This is a genomic window from uncultured Veillonella sp., assembly GCF_900545205.1.
GTDB lineage: Bacteria > Bacillota > Negativicutes > Veillonellales > Veillonellaceae > Veillonella.
In genome coordinates this window covers 1-22578 of sequence record NZ_UQYC01000026.1, presented here as the reverse complement: position 1 = coordinate 22578, position 22578 = coordinate 1, and the positions used below count along the sequence as shown (strand labels likewise).

Annotated in this window: 24 protein-coding genes and 1 pseudogene; all 25 read left to right on the top strand. The window is 38.0% G+C overall.

Annotated features, from left to right (window positions below):
• Positions 1-1123 (top strand): hypothetical protein (locus QZR70_RS04135; RefSeq protein WP_295793308.1); only part of this gene is annotated, 1123 nt, incomplete at its 5' end.
• A gap of 61 nt (positions 1124-1184) precedes the next feature.
• Positions 1185-3662 (top strand): glycosyl hydrolase family 28-related protein, encoded by a 2478-nt coding sequence (locus tag QZR70_RS04130; RefSeq protein WP_295793305.1) that lies wholly within the window; start codon positions 1185-1187, stop codon positions 3660-3662.
• Positions 3662-4141 (top strand): hypothetical protein, encoded by a 480-nt coding sequence (locus QZR70_RS04125; RefSeq protein ID WP_295793303.1) that lies wholly within the window; start codon positions 3662-3664, stop codon positions 4139-4141. The genes QZR70_RS04130 and QZR70_RS04125 overlap by 1 nt, the downstream gene beginning before the upstream one ends.
• A gap of 2 nt (positions 4142-4143) precedes the next feature.
• On the top strand, positions 4144-4689 hold the full coding sequence (locus QZR70_RS04120; RefSeq protein WP_295793301.1) for a hypothetical protein: 546 nt from the start codon (positions 4144-4146) through the stop codon (positions 4687-4689).
• 160 nt (positions 4690-4849) lie between these two features.
• Positions 4850-5506, top strand: a complete 657-nt coding sequence (locus tag QZR70_RS04115; RefSeq protein ID WP_295793300.1) for a hypothetical protein — start codon at positions 4850-4852, stop codon at positions 5504-5506.
• A 97-nt stretch (positions 5507-5603) separates the two neighbouring features.
• Positions 5604-6092: a hypothetical protein gene (locus tag QZR70_RS04110; RefSeq protein WP_295793297.1), complete on the top strand. Its 489-nt coding sequence runs from the start codon at positions 5604-5606 to the stop codon at positions 6090-6092.
• 92 nt (positions 6093-6184) lie between these two features.
• The gene (locus QZR70_RS04105; protein WP_295793296.1) at positions 6185-6352 is read left to right on the top strand and encodes a hypothetical protein; all 168 of its coding nucleotides are present in this window, start codon (positions 6185-6187) and stop codon (positions 6350-6352) included.
• A 162-nt stretch (positions 6353-6514) separates the two neighbouring features.
• Positions 6515-6700, top strand: a pseudogene (locus QZR70_RS04100) (hypothetical protein); the annotation flags it as partial.
• A 300-nt stretch (positions 6701-7000) separates the two neighbouring features.
• Positions 7001-7465, top strand: coding sequence for an A24 family peptidase (locus tag QZR70_RS04095; RefSeq protein ID WP_295793293.1), 465 nt, complete (start codon positions 7001-7003; stop codon positions 7463-7465).
• On the top strand, positions 7420-7881 hold the full coding sequence (locus tag QZR70_RS04090) for a hypothetical protein (RefSeq protein ID WP_295793291.1): 462 nt from the start codon (positions 7420-7422) through the stop codon (positions 7879-7881). Before QZR70_RS04095 ends, QZR70_RS04090 begins: the two co-directional genes overlap by 46 nt.
• Before the next feature lie 79 nt (positions 7882-7960).
• Positions 7961-8245 (top strand): hypothetical protein, encoded by a 285-nt coding sequence (locus tag QZR70_RS04085; protein ID WP_295793289.1) that lies wholly within the window; start codon positions 7961-7963, stop codon positions 8243-8245.
• A gap of 29 nt (positions 8246-8274) precedes the next feature.
• Positions 8275-8817 carry a hypothetical protein gene (locus tag QZR70_RS04080; protein WP_295793287.1) on the top strand — a complete coding sequence of 181 codons (543 nt, stop codon included), beginning with the start codon at positions 8275-8277 and terminating at the stop codon, positions 8815-8817.
• Complete coding sequence (locus tag QZR70_RS04075) at positions 8798-9205, top strand: hypothetical protein (RefSeq protein ID WP_295793285.1); 408 nt, start codon at positions 8798-8800, stop codon at positions 9203-9205. The genes QZR70_RS04080 and QZR70_RS04075 overlap by 20 nt, the downstream gene beginning before the upstream one ends.
• A 9-nt stretch (positions 9206-9214) precedes the next feature.
• Complete coding sequence (locus QZR70_RS04070; protein WP_227720222.1) at positions 9215-10069, top strand: hypothetical protein; 855 nt, start codon at positions 9215-9217, stop codon at positions 10067-10069.
• The gene (locus tag QZR70_RS04065; RefSeq protein WP_295793282.1) at positions 10053-10643 is read left to right on the top strand and encodes a fimbrial assembly protein; all 591 of its coding nucleotides are present in this window, start codon (positions 10053-10055) and stop codon (positions 10641-10643) included. Before QZR70_RS04070 ends, QZR70_RS04065 begins: the two co-directional genes overlap by 17 nt.
• A complete protein-coding gene (locus QZR70_RS04060) occupies positions 10612-11040 on the top strand; it encodes a hypothetical protein (RefSeq protein ID WP_295793280.1) in 429 nt (142 codons plus the stop codon). The genes QZR70_RS04065 and QZR70_RS04060 overlap by 32 nt, the downstream gene beginning before the upstream one ends.
• Before the next feature lie 125 nt (positions 11041-11165).
• Positions 11166-12089 (top strand): shikimate kinase, encoded by a 924-nt coding sequence (locus tag QZR70_RS04055; protein ID WP_295793277.1) that lies wholly within the window; start codon positions 11166-11168, stop codon positions 12087-12089.
• On the top strand, positions 12061-12975 hold the full coding sequence (locus tag QZR70_RS04050; protein ID WP_295793311.1) for an ATP-dependent 6-phosphofructokinase: 915 nt from the start codon (positions 12061-12063) through the stop codon (positions 12973-12975). The genes QZR70_RS04055 and QZR70_RS04050 overlap by 29 nt, the downstream gene beginning before the upstream one ends.
• A 166-nt stretch (positions 12976-13141) precedes the next feature.
• A complete protein-coding gene (locus QZR70_RS04045) occupies positions 13142-14224 on the top strand; it encodes an efflux RND transporter periplasmic adaptor subunit (RefSeq protein ID WP_295232232.1) in 1083 nt (360 codons plus the stop codon).
• A 12-nt stretch (positions 14225-14236) separates the two neighbouring features.
• Positions 14237-14959, top strand: coding sequence for an ABC transporter ATP-binding protein (locus QZR70_RS04040; protein WP_105089305.1), 723 nt, complete (start codon positions 14237-14239; stop codon positions 14957-14959).
• Positions 14952-16163, top strand: coding sequence for an ABC transporter permease (locus QZR70_RS04035; RefSeq protein ID WP_295793272.1), 1212 nt, complete (start codon positions 14952-14954; stop codon positions 16161-16163). Before QZR70_RS04040 ends, QZR70_RS04035 begins: the two co-directional genes overlap by 8 nt.
• A 224-nt stretch (positions 16164-16387) precedes the next feature.
• A complete protein-coding gene (locus QZR70_RS04030; RefSeq protein WP_295793268.1) occupies positions 16388-16852 on the top strand; it encodes a PaaI family thioesterase in 465 nt (154 codons plus the stop codon).
• A 36-nt stretch (positions 16853-16888) separates the two neighbouring features.
• Positions 16889-17911 (top strand): phenylalanine--tRNA ligase subunit alpha, encoded by a 1023-nt coding sequence (pheS, locus tag QZR70_RS04025; protein ID WP_295793266.1) that lies wholly within the window; start codon positions 16889-16891, stop codon positions 17909-17911.
• 9 nt (positions 17912-17920) lie between these two features.
• The gene (pheT, locus tag QZR70_RS04020; protein WP_295793263.1) at positions 17921-20365 is read left to right on the top strand and encodes a phenylalanine--tRNA ligase subunit beta; all 2445 of its coding nucleotides are present in this window, start codon (positions 17921-17923) and stop codon (positions 20363-20365) included.
• Between the two features lie 88 nt (positions 20366-20453).
• On the top strand, positions 20454-22578 hold a 2125-nt coding region (locus tag QZR70_RS04015; RefSeq protein WP_295793261.1), incomplete at its 3' end, for a DUF3656 domain-containing protein.

The window sequence follows — 22578 nt, the reverse complement described above, 5'->3', positions numbered from 1 at the left end:
TATGGTTGGTAGGGTATCAGTAGCCTTACAAAATGCGCTAAACATTCCAGTAGCGTTTTATCGCATAGGAATAGGTAATACTATTAGAGCGGTTAACCATGCTGGGTTAGGGTTCTATGGACATGGCACAACCACTTATAACAACACTAGAGATTTTGTATTAGCACAATCAATCTTCATGCGTGAGCGTGTTCAAACTTTGGATAAAGACTTGAAAAAAGGTTTATCGATTGCAGGTAAAGGCTTACGTTTAGGTGATACAAATGTAGGTGGTTATAAGGTAGAACAACTTGCAAATGTTAGAGACGATATAAACCAAATGGGGTTTAGATTGCTTACAGAAACAGACTTTGCATTGTCTATTCCTGTATGGAAGTTTGCATATGATCAAAAGCAAGCGGAACTCATGAGTAAAGAGGGTGTAAGTGCAGAATGGATAGAACAACAATCTATCGAGGCTGGCGACAGAGCAGTCCGAGATATATTTGGTAGCGGTGATACTAAAGATGCTGCTGCTATTCAACGTTCACGTTCTATATTTACTCAACTATTCGTTCCGTTCTATTCCTACGCTAATACGTTGTATAACATCATAACAGAGGGGAATTATGCACGTAAGGATAATGGCGATTATGCAAGGTTCGTTAAAATGCTATGGTGGTCATTGGTAGCTCCAGCAATAGGTATGATGGCGTATAAAGCTATGACAAATGGTGATGATGATAAGCCTGATGATTTAGCTAAGTCGTTTATTGAGGAATTAGTCTCACAAGGTACTATGGGTGTACCAATCATCCGTGATATGTCAAATATGGCTATGAAATACATTCTAGGTGATAGACCATTTAATAAAGGTAATAGCGTTATGGCTTTAAGCATCGTAGAGAAGTTTTACGATGTAGGCAATGCTATTATCAATGATAAAAAAGATGGTGTTGATTTAGGCAGAAGTCTTAGCCAGTTAACGAACAGGGCAACTGGTTTTAGCGATACTGTAACAGACGGACTATGGACATTAGCTAAATATGCGTTCACCGATACCGATGCAAAGCTAGAGGATGTAATCATGGCTATTGTATTTGACCGCAGACTTAAAACTAAAAAAGACAAAAAGAAACATTGATAAATAAGGACTATCCATAATGGGTAGTCCTATTTATATACAACTGAAAGGGGATGTTAAATTGACACCAGAAGTACTAAAACCATCTGTAGTGTATCAATGTGATGGGAGAAATAAGAAGTTTATTTTCCCTTATGATTTTGTACAAATCGAGGATATTAAACTAACTATTGTTGATGAAGATGGTACAGAGGCGGTACAAGTAGGGAATATCGATTATGACGAAAACACCAAATCGGTAATCTATCCGGCGAATGGCGATGCACTAGCCGTAGGGCAAAAGGTTATCTTGGAACGCAGAACACCTATTTCACAAGATATGGACTTGCCTGATGAGTATCCATTCGAGAATATCGAACACGCAACGGATAAGATCATACTCATTTTACAAGAAATGAAAGCAGAACTAGACCGCTCATTAAAAATTCGAGTGGATAGCGACAAAAACGCAAATGAAGTTGCAAGGGATATTGTAGAGCGTTCCGTGAAAGCTGCTAATGATGCGATAAGTGCTATGAATACGATTAGCGAAAAATCAGATAAGATTAACGCTAATGCAGATACTATTAACCGATTGGGCGAAGAAATCAAAACGATTGCATCAACTGTTGACGATAAATTGGCAACGGCTAATACCGCACTTGATACATCCTCAACTAATGTTGCGACTGCAGAACGATTAGTAAGAGATGCTAAGGCTTACGCTGGACAAACTACAGTCGATAAACGAGATATTAATGAGTTAGTCAGTCAAGCACGCAATTTAAAAACCGACATTGATAATAAACAAACATCAATCGCAAGTAATGCTATCAAGGCAACAGATGCTGCTAAACGTGCAGAAACTGCAGCAGCTAAAGCAGAACAAATTGCATTGCCTAATGGCGGTGGCTTGGTTACTAAAACCGAGGCTGATGCAAAATACCAAACTAAAGATAGCTTGTATGGCATCGTTTCTGTAAAAGACTTTGGAGCAGTAGGTGATGGTGTAGCAGATGATACCGCAGCCTTTAAACGTGCTAACGATAATCTAAAAAATAAAATCTTGTTGATACCTAATGGCATCTACAAAATCAATGAGCATCTATCGTTTAACACAGTCGATAGCGTAATGGATATGGGTACTTATAGCAATATCAAGCCGTTCTATCCGACTGAAACACCAATGCTTAAAGGTGCAAATAACATTGCGTTTGTAAAAAACATTCAATACGGCGATGAGGTGAACCAATGCCAAGGGTTCACTTACAACGATAAGAAGAATGTATTCGTATTAGCTTGTATTAGCGGTGATGGTAACAACCAAATATTATATGAACTCAATTCATCCACGTTTGAGATTGTAGGTACGTATAAGTTTAATGACCCAGATAAAATGGGGCATTGTAACACAATGTGTTATAACAAAAACACCAATATGATTTATCTTGCCAATGGGTTGAAGAACGGAAACAATCTAACAGTACTTAACGCAGATACAATGCAATATGAACGTACTATCACATTGAATGAACGTGTATTCAATATTGGCTATGACCCAATCACACGTACTTATGTAAGTATCGTACCTATTAGCGGTCAACAACGCTTGCGTGAAATCAACTTATACAACGATGATTTTGTGAAAATGAAATCATATCAAGTTGATTACCAGTACGATGATTTCAATAACAATGGTGCTTTCATGTTAAACGGATGCATCATGAGTGCAACTCTTGGTAGCTTGGTAGAATGTACACCATTTGGCACAGTTAAACAGATTATTGAAATCAATAGAACTACTGAAATCGAAGATATAGCTTATTACAACGGCAAATTCTATTTTGCGGTATTGACTGAAAAACCAAACAAGCGACACCAAGTAGATATTTATGTTGGTGATCCAAATAAAGACTATCAAAACTCTATCAATACTGCACGATTGGCAACGCTTGATTATCTCAAACTAACAGGCGGTACATTAAGTGGCGCACTTAAAATGGCTAATAATACCTTAATCGAGGGTTATAAACCTGACGGACATGGTGTTGGCATGGCTAAAGTATCTACTAGTGGTAACGTAGAACTTGGCGATAACTCCGTTAATACGTTTGTTAAAGGTAAGGAATTTAAACACTATGATGGTACAGATAGTTTCACAGTACTTACCACCAAACATTACGGAACGGCTATTTATAAGAAAAAGGATGTAGACGATAACTTTGTTAAGAAATCGGAAGTAGACCAATTATGTTTTCCGTACTCTAAAGTTGATGCAGAGAAAGACTGGAACACATTCACAGAACAAGGTGCTATTGAAATCAACTTTGATGGTGGTGCTAATAATCCACCACGTTCTCATAAACAAGGTATGTTAATTGTAATGAACTTTGGCAAAGGTAAGATGATAGACCAAACATTCCATGCGTTCAATGGTGAAACATACCACAGAATGTTTATGGCTGATAAATGGAAATCTTGGGGGAGAGTACAAACATCATTAAATAGCCGATTGAAATTGTGGAGTGCTACTGGTGGAAACGAGGTGTATGTTGAATAATGCCTAATCTGAAAGTTAAGAAAGGAAATGATACATTAACATTTGGACTGACAGATAACTTGCGTGATGTAGGCGAAGAGCGACTACCGATAGTTATTAGTGGCAAAACATACTATGCACGATTAGGGGCGGATAAAACCGCCCTTGTTGTACAACGTATATCAAATGGTGCTAAAAGATATGTTCAAACTAACCCTATATGGTATACTACTTGGAATTGGCAAAAGTACCCTGAAGATATTAGGGGGACTGAAAAGATGTTTGTGTACTTACCTAAAGGCAGATACAGGGCAACGGTTGAGGGAGTAAACAACAAGAGCAATGAATTTACAATCACAACATCTACAGATATTGAAGTAAATGTTAGCGCACGTTCAGGTCTTATGGCAAATGCTACAGTTAATATCAATGGTTGGAGAGATACTGTAAATGTTAGTGGACGGAAATTATATATCAAGATAGAACGAATTGGAGAGTAAGCATGATTGAAGTTTTTCTTTCACCTTTTATGTTCGAAGTTTTTAGTGTAAGCGAGGCGGTTAGAATTTCACTAGCCATATTTACAAGTGTTGTATTAGTGTTTGTTGATACATTGTTGCGTGTCTTAGTCGAGGCACGCAATTTTAATTTGGCTACTAAAAGGGAAATCACATTCAAGAATATGTTCCTTGCGATCATATGGAGAGGATGGGCGAGTGTTGAAATCGATGGACACCAACGCAGATTTCTTGTAAGCGGAAAACTAAGAGCAGATATGACTAAGAAATTAGTTAAATCTTATCCGTGGTTATTCCTCTTATCGTTCATTCTCTTAACACTACCTGATGTAGACATTCCAATGTTAGGTCGCATTGATGTATTCCTATCTACATTGATGTATCTAGTACCAATCATGGTTGAGTTAGCATCGATTGTAGAGAATATGATTGAACTTGAATTAGTAGAAACTAGATGGTTTAAACGTGCGATGAGTTTGGTTAAAGAATTGATAGCGTTCGTTAAATCAATAAAGGATGCGATTAAATGATTGAGAAAATAAGTATAAGAGAGGTTCTGACAATACTCATATTAGGAACTGTAAATATAATGGCTATCCTATATGGTTACAACGAATTAGCAATGAGTATATCGTCAGGCTTAGTTGGTTATTTGGGCGGTAGAGAAAACAATAGAAAGGAGCAAGCGAAATGGAATTAGGTTTATTGAGTGCTGAATATGAAAGTAATGGAGACCCAGCGTGTGTATCTAGTGGCATCAATGATGCTGGTGGTATCTCTTATGGCACATATCAACTAGCAAGTAATTGTGGTAGTGTTGATGCGTTTTTAGGTTGGGGTTTAAAACAAGGTGGTTTTTACACAGACTACGCAAGAGCCTTGATAGATAGCGGTGAAATCAATTCTGATGGCTTTATTGCCAAATGGAAAGAACTAGGTACACTTGATGCGGTAGGTTTTGAAAAGATGCAACATGACTATATTAAAAGTGCTTACTACGATGTAGCGTGTGAGTATCTTAAACAAAATCTATTCAATGTAGAAAAGCATTCTAATGCATTAAAGGATGTAGTATGGAGTAGAGCGGTACAATATGGTACTGGTGAAATCGTTAATATGTTCAATGATGCATTAAAGTTAATGGAAAAAGCATTAGACATTGAACTACCAAACCTATCCTACATTGACGATAAGCGTTTTGATTATGACCTAATCGCTGGTATCTATGATACGTGCATGAGTTACGAATGGAATAATAGCGTGTTACGTGATAGTCTTAACAATCGATTTATGGATGAGAAAATGAAAGCGTTAAAAATGCTAATGGAAGAGGTAGAGGGGGCATAGGTGAATGTTTTATCTACGTAAGGTACTAACTTATATAAAAACACATAAACGCACCTCACAGGTGTTAATTCCTATGTTGGTATTTATATTAGTGTGTATGGGATGCTATCATCTGTATAAACAGAAACAGATTGAAAAGCCTGTTGTAATTACTCAACAACAAGCTAAATCACCTAAAGAATTGTCAAAAGCAATTCATGTAACGGAACAACAAGCACAAGAGGTTATTTCCATTAAGGAAAGAACTCAACCAGTAGCGACTTATTATACGCAAGCACCTACTGTAGAAAAGGCTGCAGAAAGGGTTAAACAGGATATTGCACATAGCAACCCTAATGTACCTAAAGCAGCAACTGAAAAATCTGATAGGACTGCAGTAGTTGCTAATACAGAGGAACAAAAAGTAGATGTGTACAAAATCAAATTAGATAAACCACATAGCATATTGGCTGGTGTAACAGTAATGACTAATGGTGAAGTATACGAAACAGTTGGATATGAAGATAAAAAAGTACAAGGGTTAGCACACTTTAGAGGTTCAGAGTTTAAAGGCGCATCCGCATTAGTTAAAGTTGTGAGATGGTAGGTGATCCATATATCTCCGAGTTGCACGGCTTGCAACAATCAACTGTTAGTTGACAGTTACATATTTTTACTTTTAACTGAAAGGAATATATTATGGCGCAAGTATTTACATTCGAGGGAAAAACACATCAATTCGCAGAAGATATTCAACCTAATCAAGATGGGTTATACATGGCAACATTAGTAGACCAAGACAACGTGCGTTGTGAAATGTGGTTCGTTAATGGTGAACTACATAGATTAGTAGAACTTGATAAATAAACAAATTGAGGGTAGCATAACTGCTACCCTCTTTTTTAGTTTCAATCAAAAATTCGTCAAAAACTGATTTTGAAATATTATATTTTCTGTTATTGGTTTAACTAAGCCATGATATAAAACTTTGATTATTACAACGTATTTTGAAATTTGAAATAAATTAATAAGATATAACCTTTTATGATCGACAAGAATGTAGATACACCGCCAACTGTAGAAAATCTATATAAAGAAGGCTATCTTACAGAACATGTTAAAACTGCAAAAGATAAGGAATATACCATTACTTATGAAGCGGTTAATGGTGGTACTGCAAAGGCAGTTGTAGTTAAAGCCCCTGATGCACCTTAAACGTAATTGATATCTAGTATTTAGTACTTAATATTTATTATTTAATATTAAATATTTAAGTCTTAATAGTTAATATGCATGGATTGATGATTAGAATGTAAATTTATATTTGCATTTACATATGTAGTTATATTAATCGCTATACAGTAGTTATATTTACATTAATATATGTACAGTTGATTTTAGGAAGGACAAGGTATGAAAGGGACTTATTATGTTATAGCACTGATCGTGTATATAGCATCCATAGTGCTACCTATTATATTTTCATCACGAGCAATATCCTTTATTCACGTTGCTTTGTATGCTGTATTTTCACTCATCATCATAGCAGGTGCTACCATCGATATGCATTACTATATATTGCCTGATGAAGGGGCGTTAGTGCTTGTTTTAGGTGGTATAGTGTATAGCTTTATAAATGATAAGTCTATGCTTGTAACAATTATAAGTGTTATGAGTGTAGGTGCTATTACATATGGACTTCGACTTATAAGCCATAAAGGTTTTGGCCTAGGAGATGTGAAATGGTTTTCTGCTATTGCCATGTGGCTTACGCCTTGGGAGATTGTATGCTTCTTTTACGTAGCCTTTTGTGTTGGTTCTCTCTATCTCTTACTAACAAGCTATCGTAATCGATACATTCCATTTGGTCCCTTTCTATGCTTTGGTGGTTGGTGTGCCTTACATGGCGGACCCTATATGGAGGTGTTGTACCAATGGTTAAGGCACAACCTATACATCATCAATACGGCTCTTTGTTAGCTGAGTGGATTATTGCGATTAGTTTATTTTTACTCCTTATTTCTATGTCTTTGCCCATTGTAACAACGCCTAGCCGTTACACTCTAAATGGAAGTACTCAAGAAGTAGTATATATGTTAAAAAAGGTTCAACTTTGGTCTATGCTTGGACATAAATCTAATGGAAAAGGGCGTATGTTATTCATATTAAATAAAGATAGTTATACCTTAGAGGAGGATGCTCATCATCATACAGTTAATATATCCTTACCTGCAGGGATTGAAAATGTACAACCCTTAACGGTTATCTCTTTTTCTTCTCTAGGATTACCTTATGATGGGACGGAACTTATTTTACGGGATCGAGAAAGTGGTGAGAGAAATCGTATATGGATATCTGTACAGACGGGACGTATTCGATGGGAAGAAGTACACTAAGGGCTTCATGTATGGAGATGCCTTAGTATCAACAGCTATTATTATGTTTATCTTGCCTGTTATATTATCTGTATTTTGGATGGCTACCTTAACAATTTATAAGGCTTACTATTGGGATCATATATTACAAGACACCATAACATATGTAGAGGAAAGTAAGTCTATGTATTATCAAACGGGTCATATTCAAGATGGTATACATAACTCTCAATTTATTATGAGTCCCAGTGAATCTATTACTTATAAAACACATGTAGAGCCTATCGTAGAAAATGGCATTGTCCTACAACGATTAACTGTGCAGGCCATAGATAATGAATCTATTGTGTATACCTTATCTCTCGATTTGGAGGAAATACGGTGAGAGCTCATGATACACAAAGAGGTTTTATTTTGTATTCCACACTGATCAGTATAACTATTTCTACTATCGTTTTAACCTTATTGTTAGGCATAGTTTTTTATGGGGTTATGTGGAATGCAAAATTAGTAGATAGCGTAGCTATAATGGAGGATGGTCGTTATACGCGGCGAATGGTGGTGGCTCAAATCATATGGAATCCTGTACTGATAACCGTAGAGGATCAAAATAGGACTTTATATATTCACGATACTAAGCGGACTACACTAACATTACAACGTCATGCTCTGTATAGGAAGCTTACAGATGGAAGCTTACAACCTGTTAGCGGCAGCCGCATTATCGGCACAAAGGATAAACGAAATGTTGGGTACACACAAGAACATCCATTTAGTATGAATGAGAGCGGAGTAGTCCATATGCGTTGGTACATAACGAATCGATTTACTGGTGATAAACAATATACTGCTGGATATGGAGGCTTAGCTATATATGAAGTCGCCATAGGTCAAAGTAGTATATATGATTGGTATAAAGATAATGAGGAAACAAGTCATGAACATGGGAGCCCATAATGCTGGGTTTATTACATATGTAGCCATATTTACAATGTCCTTTTTATTAGTATTGGCCTTTATGGGACTGCGTATTGGTCAAATTTGTGAAAGTAATGCAGTAGATGAATTGCATTTAGAAGAGGCTCATTATGCAGCGCAAAGTGGAGCGCATTGGTTTGTAGGCTACTGTAAGGCTGGTAATACTTGGGACTTTCAGAAAAAGCTAATTGTGGCTGATAATGCGGATGTAGAAATTACCATTGAGGCCGATCTATCCCATGACAATCCTCGTCATGTTATGAGTTATGGAAAATTGAAACATCAGGAAATAGTAAGTCGTGTACATATGTATGTGACAGTAGATACAGATCATACTATGCATGTTATGAAGATAAAACCATATTGAGGTGAATCTATGAAACGGAAAAAGAAAATACATACTGGTGTATGTATTACAGATGAACGTATTGTATGTGTGACAGCTCATGTAGAAAATAAAACGATGGTCATTACCGATGCATTGGAAATGAAACGCAGTGCATCTATTGATGAGGATGTTAGAAAATTTATAGAAATGTATGATTTAGATGATGGAGCTTACAGCATAGTAGCTAATATTGATACACAAATGCATGTAGCACCTTATGATCCTCACGATTTTGATATGAAGGAGTTCATCAAATGGAATGTAGAGGATTACTTTACCTTTGATGGCGACAGTTTCCAAATGGATGCATGTCGTCGAGAATATCCAAGACATAATTACCATATGTTTATGGTTGCCGTAGAGCGTCATTCATTAGAACTTTTAAAACAAGGTATACGAGACACCTATGCACCGGTGGATGTAATCGATTTCTGGCCTATTCCTATTTGTTACAGTTTGATGCGACGTAGTGGGACAGTAACAGGTGTCGTTGAGACGGACCATCTACATTTATGGCTATGGTGGAATGATATATGTATTCAAGAACGGATTGTCCCTATTAGTAGCAGTGATGTATCAGAAGCTATGGAGGTGCTAGAAGCAAGGTTGCAAGAATTTGGTGTAGATGAAATACAAGGAATTAAGCTGTACGGATTAGAGCGATTAACCGATGAGGAACAAAAGGATATGGAAGCCATTATTTCTATATATGGAGAAACAGAGTATATTCCATTATTATTCTTAGGGCGTGGTCGCAATCGATGTAAACAAGGACAATTAGATTGGGACATGGCCATTGGTATGGCCGCAAGGGGGCTTAAATGGATTGGCTTGGGATGGTAGATATATTAATCTAATGCCTCGATCGTTACGTTGGCATAGTTTATGGCACAGATATCGTTATTATCTATATGGTATGAGTATTGTATACGGATTAGTAGGATTAATAGCAATAGGTTGTTGCTTGTCGAGTTATGAACAGTATAAGACTGAAAAGACAGAACTATTGACGCTATTGGAAAATTCGCAGTATCAGTCAATTGGAAAACAGTATGAAGATATAGCATCAGTTAAAAATAGAATACTTAAGAATAGTTCTGGAAAAAATAAAGAAACTATTTTTCAAAATACTATCGTTTTATATGTTCTTGATATAGCTATGGAACAAGGAATTAGTTTACAACACCTTAACATAAAGGATGAACATATTAGTTTAGATGGTATAGGCCATAGTGATGAAGCATGCCGTAAATTTATAGCTAGTCTTCAACAAAGGTTAATTGGAATGGATTGTCATGGAACAGTTAAAGCAGATCGAGGTATATATACATTCCATATGGAAGGATCTAAAGGAGAGCACAACACATCCAGTAGAGAAGATAGTAATGATCATACTAGTGTGGGGTATCATCATTAGTATTTCACTATATGGGTATATTAGCTTAGATCACAAAGCGACTCATTTGAAAGAACGACAAGAAAACTATGTTATCCAAATGCAGGCTAAGTCAGATTATATTGTATCTAAGGAAGCAAAATTACTAGCATCTTTTACAGAAAATAAGTTATCGAACACGAGTTCTAATACTAGTATTTTTGAGTCTTTGCAAGGAGAACCATTAATGATTGTTAGTACTGATGAGCATGAAGGTGTATTAGAATTAAATTTATTAGGAAGTACAGAACGCCTTATCAACTGGATTAATACTGTTGAAGCAAAAGACCCTTCACGCCGTATAGAAATCGAGGACATAGAACGGAAAGGCAATGTAGTGTATGTACATTGTGCAGTAAAACCGACTATGAGGCCTTAATATATATTCTTATATAGTAATATTAATAGAGACAGATTATAGATCGTTATTCTATAGTCTGTCTTTGTTTTTATTGCATTTTATAGTACAATGAAGGATATGAAATAATAAGGGGCACATAACAGATGATAATAAAACGAAATATTATGCTCATCGGTTCTATGGGGAGTGGCAAGAGCCATTTCGGTCGTAATCTTGCGGAACGCAAGGGATGGCAATTTGTAGATACCGATCGCGTATTAGAAGGTCGTTTTGGGTTGCCTATTGCTGAAATATTCAAGAAAATTGGGGAAAAAGCATTCCGACGTGCAGAAATGGATGTACTGAAAAAGGTTTGCTTATATCACGAAGCAGTCATCTCCGTAGGTGGTAATTTTCCCATTGAACATCGCACATTAAAGGTATTGAAGAAATATTCTTATATCATTGGTATCCGCGCTGCACAATTTCGCATTGTCAGTCGTGTGAATCGCCGTATTGGGAAACGGCCAACCATGGATTATAACAATGTTCATGCCTTTGTACATGCTATGATACAATCCTGGAAACCAGTGTATAAGCAGTGTGATTTTGTACTAGATACAACAAATGGTCGGACCTATGATTTTATGCAACGCATTGAGAATGAGTTAGTTACCTCAGGTGTTCAATTTAAAGCAAGACGTCAACCCAATGATACGGATACTAGAGATGTAAAACCGTCATCTCAAGAACTACAATTTAATAACTCTCAAAGAAATACAAAAGATAATCATAGATTATCTAAATCGGAACGTTTTAATCATCCGAATACGACGTTTTCTAATGATACAGTAGCTACTAAAATAGTCGTTAATAAAGAATATTCCGACCGGGTAGAATCTCATAAATTGGGCAATGATAAACGCCGAAAACATAAGAAATCTAATCAAGCGGTTACAGGACATAAGACAGAAACTATATCCAAACAACGTACACCACAAGGGGGTAATGGATATGAGAAGAATCGCAATACTAACAAGCGGCGGAGACGCACCTGGAATGAACGCCGCCATAAGAGCGCTAACTAGAAAAGCTATTCATGAAGGCTTTGAAGTTTTCGGTATTGAACGTGGCTATGTAGGTATTATGGAAGAACAATTTGTTCCTTTAGCAAACCGTTCTGTGGGTGGCATTATTACTCAAGGCGGTACCATGCTAAAAACAGCTCGTTTTCCTGAGTTTCAAAATGAAGATGTTCAGCGTAAAGCTTACGATATTTTGAAAGCCTATAGCATTGACCACCTCATTGTTATCGGTGGCGATGGTTCTATGCGAGGCGCTACGAGTTTAGCTAAGCTTGGTATGTCTACCATGACGATTCCCTGTACTATAGATAATGATATGGGTGGCACTCAATATACGATAGGCTTTGATACGGCGCTCAATACTGTGGTTGATGCGGTTGGAAGAATTCGTGATACATCTAATTCACATGAACGGGTAGCCATTGTAGAGGTAATGGGTCGTAAAGCAGGTCATATTGCACTTAAAGCTGGCCTTGCCTGTGGTGCTGAAATTGTACTCGTTCCTGAAAATCCTATGCCTTTACATGAGGTCTGTCGTCATTTAAAGGAAACACAGATTCGGGGTAAAGAATATAGTGTGATACTCGTTGCTGAAGGTGCTTACAATAGTGGAGAAGTAAAATCCTTTATTAAGGAGCATACGGAATTTGATCCTAGTTTGACTGTATTAGGATATTTACAACGCGGCGGAGGTCCTTCTGCATTCGATGCTATTTTAGCGGCACGTATGAGTGAAACTTGTATTGAGTTATTGATGAACGGTACTGATAATCGACTAATTGGATATATTGATGGTCACATTCGTGCTATTTCTTATCAAGAGGCTGAAAGTCTTCTATTTCCTATTAATGAAAAGGATTATACATTATTATCCATTTTAAGCAGTTAAAAATATAATGACCCGCAAGGGTCATTTTCTTTTATCATCAATTATTCATTAATGAAATTATATTGCATAAAAGTAATTGGTACTGTATAATTTAAAAATACTAATAGTATTGTTAGGAACGATACATGTTGTGCCAATATCTTCATTTTAATATAAGGAGATTATAATGAAAGAATTTTTGCAAAAGCATCGTAAGCGCATTATTGCAGGTGCTGTTGTTCTTTGTGTTCTTGGTGGTGGTACATACTACTACATGCATAGCGAAGGTTCTAAGCAAACACAAAACTTATATACTACTGGTAAGGTAGAAAAGGGTGATGTAAAAACTAGTATTAGCGCAACTGGTACTATTAACCCTGTAAATTATGTAGACGTTTCTACGAATGTGGCTGGTAAGCTTGAAAAAGTTTTAGTAAAAGAGAATGATCAAGTTACGGCTGGTCAAGTTATCGCTTATATTGATACACGTCAATTACAAGCCTCTGCAGATGATGCACGGGCTGCATTAGCTAAGGCAGAACTTGATATGAATCGTTATAAAGCATTAGCAGACCAAAATGCTATCGCTCAACAAACCTATGATGATTCTGTAACATCTTATGAACGTGCAAAATCTACGTATGACCGCGCAGCAGCAGATTTAAGCGATGCTACAATTACAGCACCAATGTCTGGCACTGTTATAGGCACTCCATTGAAAGCTGGTCAAACTATCAGTACCGGTATTTCTACACAAATGATTATCGCTACTATCGCAGATTTAAGTAACTTAGAAATTTACTTAACAGTAGATGAAACCGATATTGGTAGTATCAAACAAGGTGCTAAAGTAGAATTTACTGTAGACTCTAAACCGGGTGAAACTTTCACAGGCTACGTATCTGAAATCGCAAAAGGTACAAAAGGTAACATGGGTGCTACAAGCAACAGTGTTGTGTACTATACTGTAAAAGTTCAAATTCCTGAAAATATTTCCAACAACTTCTTACCATCTATGACGGCTCGTGCAACCATCTTTGGTGAAGATATTAAAAACACATTGGTAGTACCGCTTACTGCTGTGCGTACAGATAAGCAAGGTGAATACGTATATGTTATTAAAGATGGTCAACCAGTACGTACAGCTGTTTCTACAGGTGTAACTGGGGATACTAACGTACAAATTTTAAAAGGTTTATCTGAAGGTGATGAAATCATCGTAAGTGGTGATGTAACGGCACCTAAGAATAATAGCCGTGGACCATTCTAATAGTAGGTGAATATGAATCAAGCAGTAATCGATATACAAGGGATTACGAAGACCTATGTAAATGGTAAATTATCGGTGCCTGTTTTGCATGGTATCGATTTACAGGTCAATAAAGGCGAATTCGTATCTATTATGGGTCCTTCTGGTTCTGGTAAGTCTACCTTTATGAACATTCTTGGCTGTTTAGACAGACCAACGACAGGTTCATACCGCCTTAATGGCGATGAGGTAGCTACCTTATCCGATGATGAATTGGCCTTTGTACGAAATAAACAAATAGGCTTTGTATTCCAAAGTTTTAACTTATTAACAAAATTAACAGCCTTAGAAAATGTAGCGCTCCCTATGATTTATGCAGGGATGGATAAAAAATCGCGTAATGAACGAGCTGCGGCACTATTATCTTCCGTTGGTCTTGGTGAGCGTATGGATCACTTGCCATCTGAGTTGTCTGGTGGTCAACGTCAACGTGTTGCTATTGCTCGTGCACTGGCTAATAATCCTGCTATCATCATGGCCGATGAACCGACAGGTAACCTTGACTCCAAGTCGACTATCGATGTTATGAATATTTTTAGAGGCCTTTACGATGAAGGGCGAACTATAATCCTTGTTACTCATGAACCGGAAATTGCAACCTATGCAAGTCGCAATGTAGTATTGCGTGATGGTTTAATTGTAGAGGATTCCCAAAATCTTAATATGACGCCTGTACAGGAGGTGCCACATGTATAAAGAGAGTTTCTTAATGGCATGGGCATCCCTCATTGCTAATAAAATGCGATCCATTTTAACCATGTTAGGCATTATTATCGGTGTAGCTGCCGTAATTGCTTTAGTATCTATTGGTAATGGTGTAAAGCAAGATATCCAGAATTCTATTTCTAGCTTAGGTTCTAATCTATTAATGGTTATGCCTGGTGCACCACGTACACCGGGGGTTCGTCCTTCTGCAGGATCTATGAAGTCTTTAAAGGTTTCTGACTATGAAGCTATTTCAAAGTTAGATGGTGTTAAAGCAGCTAGTCCCATGACAAATGGCTCGTATGTAGTGATTTATCAAAATAAGAACTGGACTACTTCAGTATCTGGTGTTAGCTATAACTATTTAGATGTAAACAATTGGTCTATGAAATCCGGTCGATTCTTGTCTGAAAAGAATGTGCAGAATCGTGAACGCGTTGCAGTCGTAGGTAAAACAGTTGTGAAGAATCTATTTGGTGATGAAGATCCAGTAGGTGCTGAAATTCGTGTCAAAAATATTCCGTTCCGTATCATTGGTGTTCTTAATAGTAAGGGCAGCGGTGCGATGGGTAATGACCAAGATGATATGGTAATTATTCCATATACTACAGCTATGGAACGGGTAGAAGGTGTTGATTATCTCCGTATGATCTACGTGGTAGGTAAGGATGAAAGTGGTATCGATCGTTTACAATCCGATATTGAAAACCTATTGCGTGTACGACATGGTATTAAAGATACAAACCTCGATGATTTCAATATCCAAAACATGAACTCCATCATGGAAACTATGGAGGAAACAACAGGTACGTTAACATTATTCCTTGGTGCTGTAGCGGCCATTTCCCTTGTAGTTGGTGGTATTGGCATTATGAATATTATGCTCGTATCCGTAACTGAACGGACAAGAGAGATTGGGGTACGTAAAGCACTGGGCGCTACTTATAGTGTTATCGTTACACAATTCCTTATCGAAGCTGTTGTTATCAGTTTGATGGGGGGAATAATAGGGATTATACTCGGCATAGGCTCATCTAAGCTGATTGGCATGGCTTCGGGTATGAGTACGGTTATATCTATACCGACGATTGTAATGTCCTTTGCCTTCTCTATGGCAATAGGTTTGATCTTTGGTATTTATCCTGCCCGTAAGGCAGCTAAGCTCAATCCAATTGATGCATTACATTATGAATAATCTAAAATTGTAAATGTGTTTTATTAAGAACATACTACATAATTAGATAGAGTTATTCGCATATGGTGCGTTGCATGATACAATATGTATGATGTAACGCACCATTTTTATATGTTTGTATTGAATTTTGGTATATAACTATAGAGATTTTCATACAGGTAATGTAATAGACTTAGTATTTAGATTGGTTAATCTATGGGTGTGTATATAGAATGGAGAACCTTATGGCTACAACATTGTTAGAATATTTCAACGAATTACGAGATCAGAATCCATTTTCGTGGGTAAAAGATTCTGAGATTACAGCGGTTGAACCAGGTCATGCGGAAATGACCTTGCAAACTAATGAAACAGAGTACTGCAATTTTAGAGGGGATTTGCATGGCGCTGTTTGTATTGGCTTAGCAGATAGTGTGATGGGAACGGCTTGCTTTACATTGGGTAAATCTGTGAGCACCATTGATCTTAATGGTAACTATGTGAAAGCTGTTAAAGGCGGTACGATATTGCGTGGCGTAGCTAATGTAGAGCACAGTGGTAAAACTACTATGGTTGCGACAGCTCGTATTTACAATGAATTAGGTGAACTAGTTCATTTAGCACGAGGTACATTTTTTGTACTAGAAGAGAAGCCATTACCTGAATTACCATGGCGTTTTATTGAAGAAGACAACCCTGATTTGGTATAATATAGTTTAGACTTTTAAATATAGGAGGATGCTTTAATGGAACAAGAATTACAACGTCTTAAGGCAGAAGCCCTTGAGGCCATCAAAGGCGCTGCTGATCAACAAGCGTTGCAAGATATACGTGTAAAATATCTAGGTAAAAAAGGTGAGGTAACAGCATTACTAAAAGGTCTTGGTAAATTATCTCCTGAAGAACGCCCTAAGGCTGGTGCTCTTGTTAATGCGGTTCGTGAAGCATTAGAGGCTGAACTTGAGGCAGTAAAAACTCGTATGGAAACAGAAGAGTTGAATGCTCGTTTAGAACAAGAGCGCATCGATATTACATTGCCAGGTCGTGCACAAAAAACGGGTCATATTCATCCATTAACAAAGGTTAATGAAATGATTGAAGACTTCTTTATGAAAATGGGTTATACCGTTGAAGAAGGCCCTGAGGTTGAGCAAGATTACTACAACTTTGAATGCTTAAACTTGCCTAAAGATCATCCTGCACGTGATATGCAAGATTCCTTCTATATTACAGAAAACTTCTTATTACGTACCCATACATCTCCAGTTCAAGCTCGTACAATGCAACGTCATGAACCTAATAGCCCAATCCGTATGATTGCGCCTGGTAAGGTTTACCGTTGGGACTATGATGCGACTCACTCCCCAGTATTCCATCAAGTGGAAGGTCTCATCATCGACGAACATATTACATTTGCTGATTTGAAAGGTACATTAGAGTCCTTCTTACGTCATATGTATGGTGATGAAACAAAGGTACGTTTCCGTACAAGCTTCTTCCCATTCACAGAACCATCTGCAGAGGTAGACATTTCCTGTGTAATGTGTGGTGGTGAAGGTTGCCGTGTATGCTCTCATACAGGTTGGCTTGAAATTTTGGGCTGCGGTATGGTTCATCCAGATGTATTGCGCATTAATGGGTACGATCCTGAAAAGGTTAAAGGCTTTGCCTTTGGCATGGGCGTAGAACGTATTGCTATGCTTTTATACGGCATTAACGATTTACGTCTATTCTTTGAAGATGATGTACGATTCTTGGAACAATTTTAGGAGGAACTCATGAAAGCAAGTTTACAGTGGATGAACGAATACGTGCCTGTGGATATGAATCGTCCTGCTCAAGAATTGGCCGATGAATTAACACAAGCTGGTATTCCTGTAGAAGATGTCATTGCTATGGATAATGGCATTAAGAAAATTTATACTGGTAAAATTGTAGAGATTACAAAGCATCCAGATGCAGATAAATTACAAGTATGCCAAGTAGAATGCCTTACAGAAGAAGGTGAACCTGTTACAAAACAAATCGTAACAGCGGCTACCAATGTTGCAGTAGGCCAAATCGTGCCTGTAGCGTACCATAAATCTCGCCTAGCTGATGGCACAGAGATTAAAAAAGGTAAATTGCGCGGCGTAGTTTCTGAAGGCATGTTCTGCTCCGTTGCGGAATTTGGCATTTCCAGTGATTTAGTATTGCCAGAAGAAGCTCAAGGTATTTATATCTTCCCTGAAGGTACACCAATTGGTCTTGATGTAAAAGACGTTTTGGGTTTAAATGATACAGTGTATGAATTTGAATTGACTGCTAACCGAGCAGATTGCTTCTCCATGGTTGGTTTATCCCGTGAATTCGGTATTATGACAAACCAAAAAGCGTTATTCCCTGTTATCATGGTTAATGAAAATGGCGAATCCATTGAAGGCAAAGCATCTGTATCTATCGAAGCGGATGATCTTTGCACGCGATTCATGTCTCGTATCGTTACAGATGTAAAGGTTGAACCATCCCCATTGTGGATGCAAAATCGTTTGCGTAACAGCGGCATTCGTCCTATTAATAATGTAGTAGACGTAACAAACTATGTTATGTTAGAACTTGGTCAACCTATGCATGCCTATGACTATGACCATGTAAAAGGTCATCAACTAGTGGCAAGACGCGCTAAAAATGGTGAAGTTCTTGTTACACTTGATGGTTCTGAACGTGAATTGAATGACTCTATGCTTATTATTGCCGATGCAGAACGCCCAGTAGGTGTAGCTGGTATCATGGGTGGCTTTGATAGCGAAGTAACAAATGAAACGACTACTGTTATGCTTGAAGCTGCTGTGTTTAATGGACCATCTATTCGCCGCACTGCAAAAGCGCTTGGTATGCGTTCTGAAGCATCTGGACGTTTTGAACGTGGCGTAAACCATAAATACACTGCCTATGCTATCGACCGAGCAGCACAGTTGTTGCAACAAATTTGCCCATCCTGTAAAGTTGATGTAGGCATTATCGATCTGTACAAGAACCCTGTAGAGCAACATACAGTTACTTTCACAGCAAAACAAATCAACGATTACTTGGGTACAAATATCGAAAAAGACGAAATGGTTCGCATTTTGACTGCTCTTGAATTCGTTGTAACTGAAGACGAGGACCAATTATCTGCCCTCGTTCCAACATGGCGCGGTGACGTAACAGTAATGCCTGATATCGCTGAAGAGGTAGCTCGTATTTATAACTATGATAATATCGCTCCTACAATTCCTGTAGCCGTATTGTCCTCTGGTGGTATGACGCCTAAGAAAGCTCTTACGAAAGAGGTAACACATACGTTAGCTAAATTGGGTATGACTCAAATCATTACATTTAGCTTTATGCATAAAGATGGCCTTTCCAATATGATGCTTCCTGAAGGGGATAGCCGTTATACAGCCATTCCAATTTTGAATCCTATTTCCGAAGAATTTCCTTATATGCGTACTACATTGGTGCCAGCTGTTATCGAAGCTGCGAAACGCAATATTGCGCAACAAAATAAGGATCTTTGGTTGTTTGAAACAGCGAATGTATATGAACCAAAAGCATTGCCTTTGACAGAGGTACCTCATGAACGCCCTATGGCTTGTGGTATCTTGATGGGCAAAGCAAACCAAGCTGGCTGGAATCAAGCAGAACGCACTACAAATTTCTATGATGTAAAAGGCATTGTAGATGCGTTGTTGGCTGAACTAGGTGTTAAAGGCTATGAAATTAATCGTGGCACTGAACCTTACTTCCACCCTGGTGTAAGTGCTCAATACGTAGTTGATGGTAAAATGATTGCTCAATATGGTGAATTACATCCACAAGTGAGCAAAAACTTTGATTTACCAGGAAAAGTATACATGTTTGAAATCGATTTGGAAGCAGTATTATCCTTAACGATTCCAGCATTCCGCTATACATCTTTCAGTAAATTCCCAGGTACTAGCCGTGACCTTGCTATTGTAGCACCTGTATCCGTATCTAGTGGCGAAATTTTATCTATCATCAAAGAGCATGGTGGAGAATATTTAGAAAGTGCATCTATCTTTGACGTTTACGAAGGTGAACATATTGAAGCTGGTTACCGCAGTCTTGCATACAACTTACAATTCCGTTCTATGGAAGGTACGTTGAATGATGAGGATATTGATGGTAATATTCAAGCTATTATCGATGCATTAGCAGAAATTAACTGCAAATTACGTTAATTGTAAGCAGTATATTGAAAGGGTTTACCGTATGGTAAACCCTTTTAGTACTATAGTTATACCTTTAGTTAGGTAGAAAGGATTATCCATGGAATTATTGGCTCCTGCCGGTACGATGGAAAACTTTATAGCAGCGTTAGAATCTGGAGCAGATGCGATTTACCTTGGTGGTAAAGGATTTAATGCCCGTGCTCATGCAGCAAACTTTGGCATTGAAGAACTAGCTGAGGCTATTCGCTTGGCCCATATTCTAGATGTGTCTGTATATGTAACGGTAAATATTCTCATAGGCGATTCTGAATTATCTGCTCTTGAAGAATATTTAAAAGATTTAGAGCGTATTGGTGTTGATGCCATCATCGTTCAAGATTTAGCTGTTGCAAAATTGGCGCAGCGCGTAGCTCCGAAATTGCATTTGCATGGTAGTACACAAATGACGGCGGCAACGCTAGATGCGGTTCGTTTTTATGAAAGCCTTGGCTTTACCCGGGTTGTGTTAGCTCGTGAATTGAGCCTAGCTGAAATCGAACATATATGTAAAAACTGTACAGCTGAAATCGAAGTATTTGTACACGGCGCCTTATGCGTATGCTATTCTGGTCAATGCTTAATGAGTTCCTTCATCGGCGGTCGTAGTGGTAACCGTGGTGCTTGCGCACAACCTTGCCGCTTGCCTTATGAGTTATTAGATTCATCTGGCACTAGCTTGTTGCCAAAACATGAAGCCTATCTGTTAAGTCCAAAGGATCTTAACTATAGTGAGCATATGAATGAACTCGTTGCAGCCGGTGTTACGTCCTTTAAAGTAGAAGGACGCATGAAAAAGGTTTCCTATGTGCGTCAAGTTATTGGGACCTATCGCCATATTTTAGATACAGCTCATATGGATGCTTCTGATGCCGATGCATTGGCATCAGGATTTAATCGTGGGTTCTCTACTGATTATTTAACAGACCATGTAGGGAAATCCATGATGACCGTTGTGGCTCCAAATAATCAAGGGAAATTGATCGGCAAAGCAGAGGTCAAAAAGGGACAAGTTCATTTGTACCTAACAGAACCGATTGAAAAAGGTTCACTCTTAAAGGTAATGCAAGCTTCTGGTAGTATTACGTACTACCAAATTGATCAGAATTGGTCCTTAGTAAATGAAAAACATTTTGTAGGTAAACCTGATGAAGGCTTTGCGGCAGGACAAGTATTCTTGGCATCTACGCCAAAATCTCAAAAGCAACGGGGCTTACAAGACTTTAGTGCTAAATTAGAAGTACATGGTTATCTATCTATTAATACAGACCGAGAACAGCCATGTACAAATCTTACCTTTGTATTAAACGACGGTCGTACTGTGACAGTATCTAATGAGTTTGAACCAGTTTATGCTAATAATAAACCGACTAGTTTAGAGAAGGTTACAGACCAAGTGGGTAGATTAGGTAATACATTGTTTACTCTAGCCTCTATGTCTATTCCAGAAGGTCCATATATGTGGCCTGCTAGTGTTTTGAATGCATTGCGTCGCGATGCAGTGGAGTCTTTAGAAACTCTGTTAATTACAGATCATGAAACTGCTTGGGCAGAACTTGCGGTAGAACCTCAAGATATGTCATCCCTAGTAGCTAAGGATACGATTCAGTACACAGAGCCTATGGTGAGTGCTCGCGTTGATGAATTAGATGCTGTGAAAGCTGCTATTGAAGGGGGTGCTAAGAAGATTCTCTTTGGCGGTGACCGTTTACAACGCAAGCCTTATGAACTCAGCATTTACGAAAAGGTAGCTACCCTTTGTAAAGACCATAATGTGCTTTGTGTATTTGCTACGCCTCGCGTCGTAAAAGACGATGAAGTTGAGGTGTACATGAATACTCTTAAGGCTATAGTTGAGGCTCAACCAGATAGCATTTCTATTCATGTGCCACAAGCGTTATTATGGCTTCGTGATTTAGGGTATACAGGTGCTATTGAGGCTGATACAGGTCTTAATATATTTAATGGCTCTGCATTACAAGTATGGCAAGACTTTAATATGAGTAGCATAGCGCCATCCTTAGAGTTAACATTGGCACAACTTGTTAACTTGCAAAAATCTACTAAATTGCCATTAGAGATAATGGTACATGGTTACACGGAAATGATGATTTCTGAATATTGTGCCATCGCAAGCTTTGTGGGCACTGGCAAGAAGGAAAACTGTCCTATGCCATGTGTAACAG

Coding starts and splice junctions, on each gene's coding strand:
- QZR70_RS04125 (WP_295793303.1), top strand. CDS start 3,662: ATGCCTAATCTGAAAGTTAAGAAAGGAAATGATACATTAACATTTGGA.
- QZR70_RS04120 (WP_295793301.1), top strand. CDS start 4,144: ATGATTGAAGTTTTTCTTTCACCTTTTATGTTCGAAGTTTTTAGTGTA.
- QZR70_RS04115 (WP_295793300.1), top strand. CDS start 4,850: ATGGAATTAGGTTTATTGAGTGCTGAATATGAAAGTAATGGAGACCCA.
- QZR70_RS04110 (WP_295793297.1), top strand. CDS start 5,604: ATGGGATGCTATCATCTGTATAAACAGAAACAGATTGAAAAGCCTGTT.
- QZR70_RS04105 (WP_295793296.1), top strand. CDS start 6,185: ATGGCGCAAGTATTTACATTCGAGGGAAAAACACATCAATTCGCAGAA.
- QZR70_RS04090 (WP_295793291.1), top strand. CDS start 7,420: ATGGTTAAGGCACAACCTATACATCATCAATACGGCTCTTTGTTAGCT.
- QZR70_RS04085 (WP_295793289.1), top strand. CDS start 7,961: ATGGCTACCTTAACAATTTATAAGGCTTACTATTGGGATCATATATTA.
- QZR70_RS04075 (WP_295793285.1), top strand. CDS start 8,798: ATGAACATGGGAGCCCATAATGCTGGGTTTATTACATATGTAGCCATA.
- QZR70_RS04070 (WP_227720222.1), top strand. CDS start 9,215: ATGAAACGGAAAAAGAAAATACATACTGGTGTATGTATTACAGATGAA.
- QZR70_RS04060 (WP_295793280.1), top strand. CDS start 10,612: ATGATCATACTAGTGTGGGGTATCATCATTAGTATTTCACTATATGGG.
- QZR70_RS04055 (WP_295793277.1), top strand. CDS start 11,166: ATGATAATAAAACGAAATATTATGCTCATCGGTTCTATGGGGAGTGGC.
- QZR70_RS04050 (WP_295793311.1), top strand. CDS start 12,061: ATGAACGCCGCCATAAGAGCGCTAACTAGAAAAGCTATTCATGAAGGC.
- QZR70_RS04045 (WP_295232232.1), top strand. CDS start 13,142: ATGAAAGAATTTTTGCAAAAGCATCGTAAGCGCATTATTGCAGGTGCT.
- QZR70_RS04040 (WP_105089305.1), top strand. CDS start 14,237: ATGAATCAAGCAGTAATCGATATACAAGGGATTACGAAGACCTATGTA.
- QZR70_RS04035 (WP_295793272.1), top strand. CDS start 14,952: ATGTATAAAGAGAGTTTCTTAATGGCATGGGCATCCCTCATTGCTAAT.
- QZR70_RS04030 (WP_295793268.1), top strand. CDS start 16,388: ATGGCTACAACATTGTTAGAATATTTCAACGAATTACGAGATCAGAAT.
- pheS (WP_295793266.1), top strand. CDS start 16,889: ATGGAACAAGAATTACAACGTCTTAAGGCAGAAGCCCTTGAGGCCATC.
- pheT (WP_295793263.1), top strand. CDS start 17,921: ATGAAAGCAAGTTTACAGTGGATGAACGAATACGTGCCTGTGGATATG.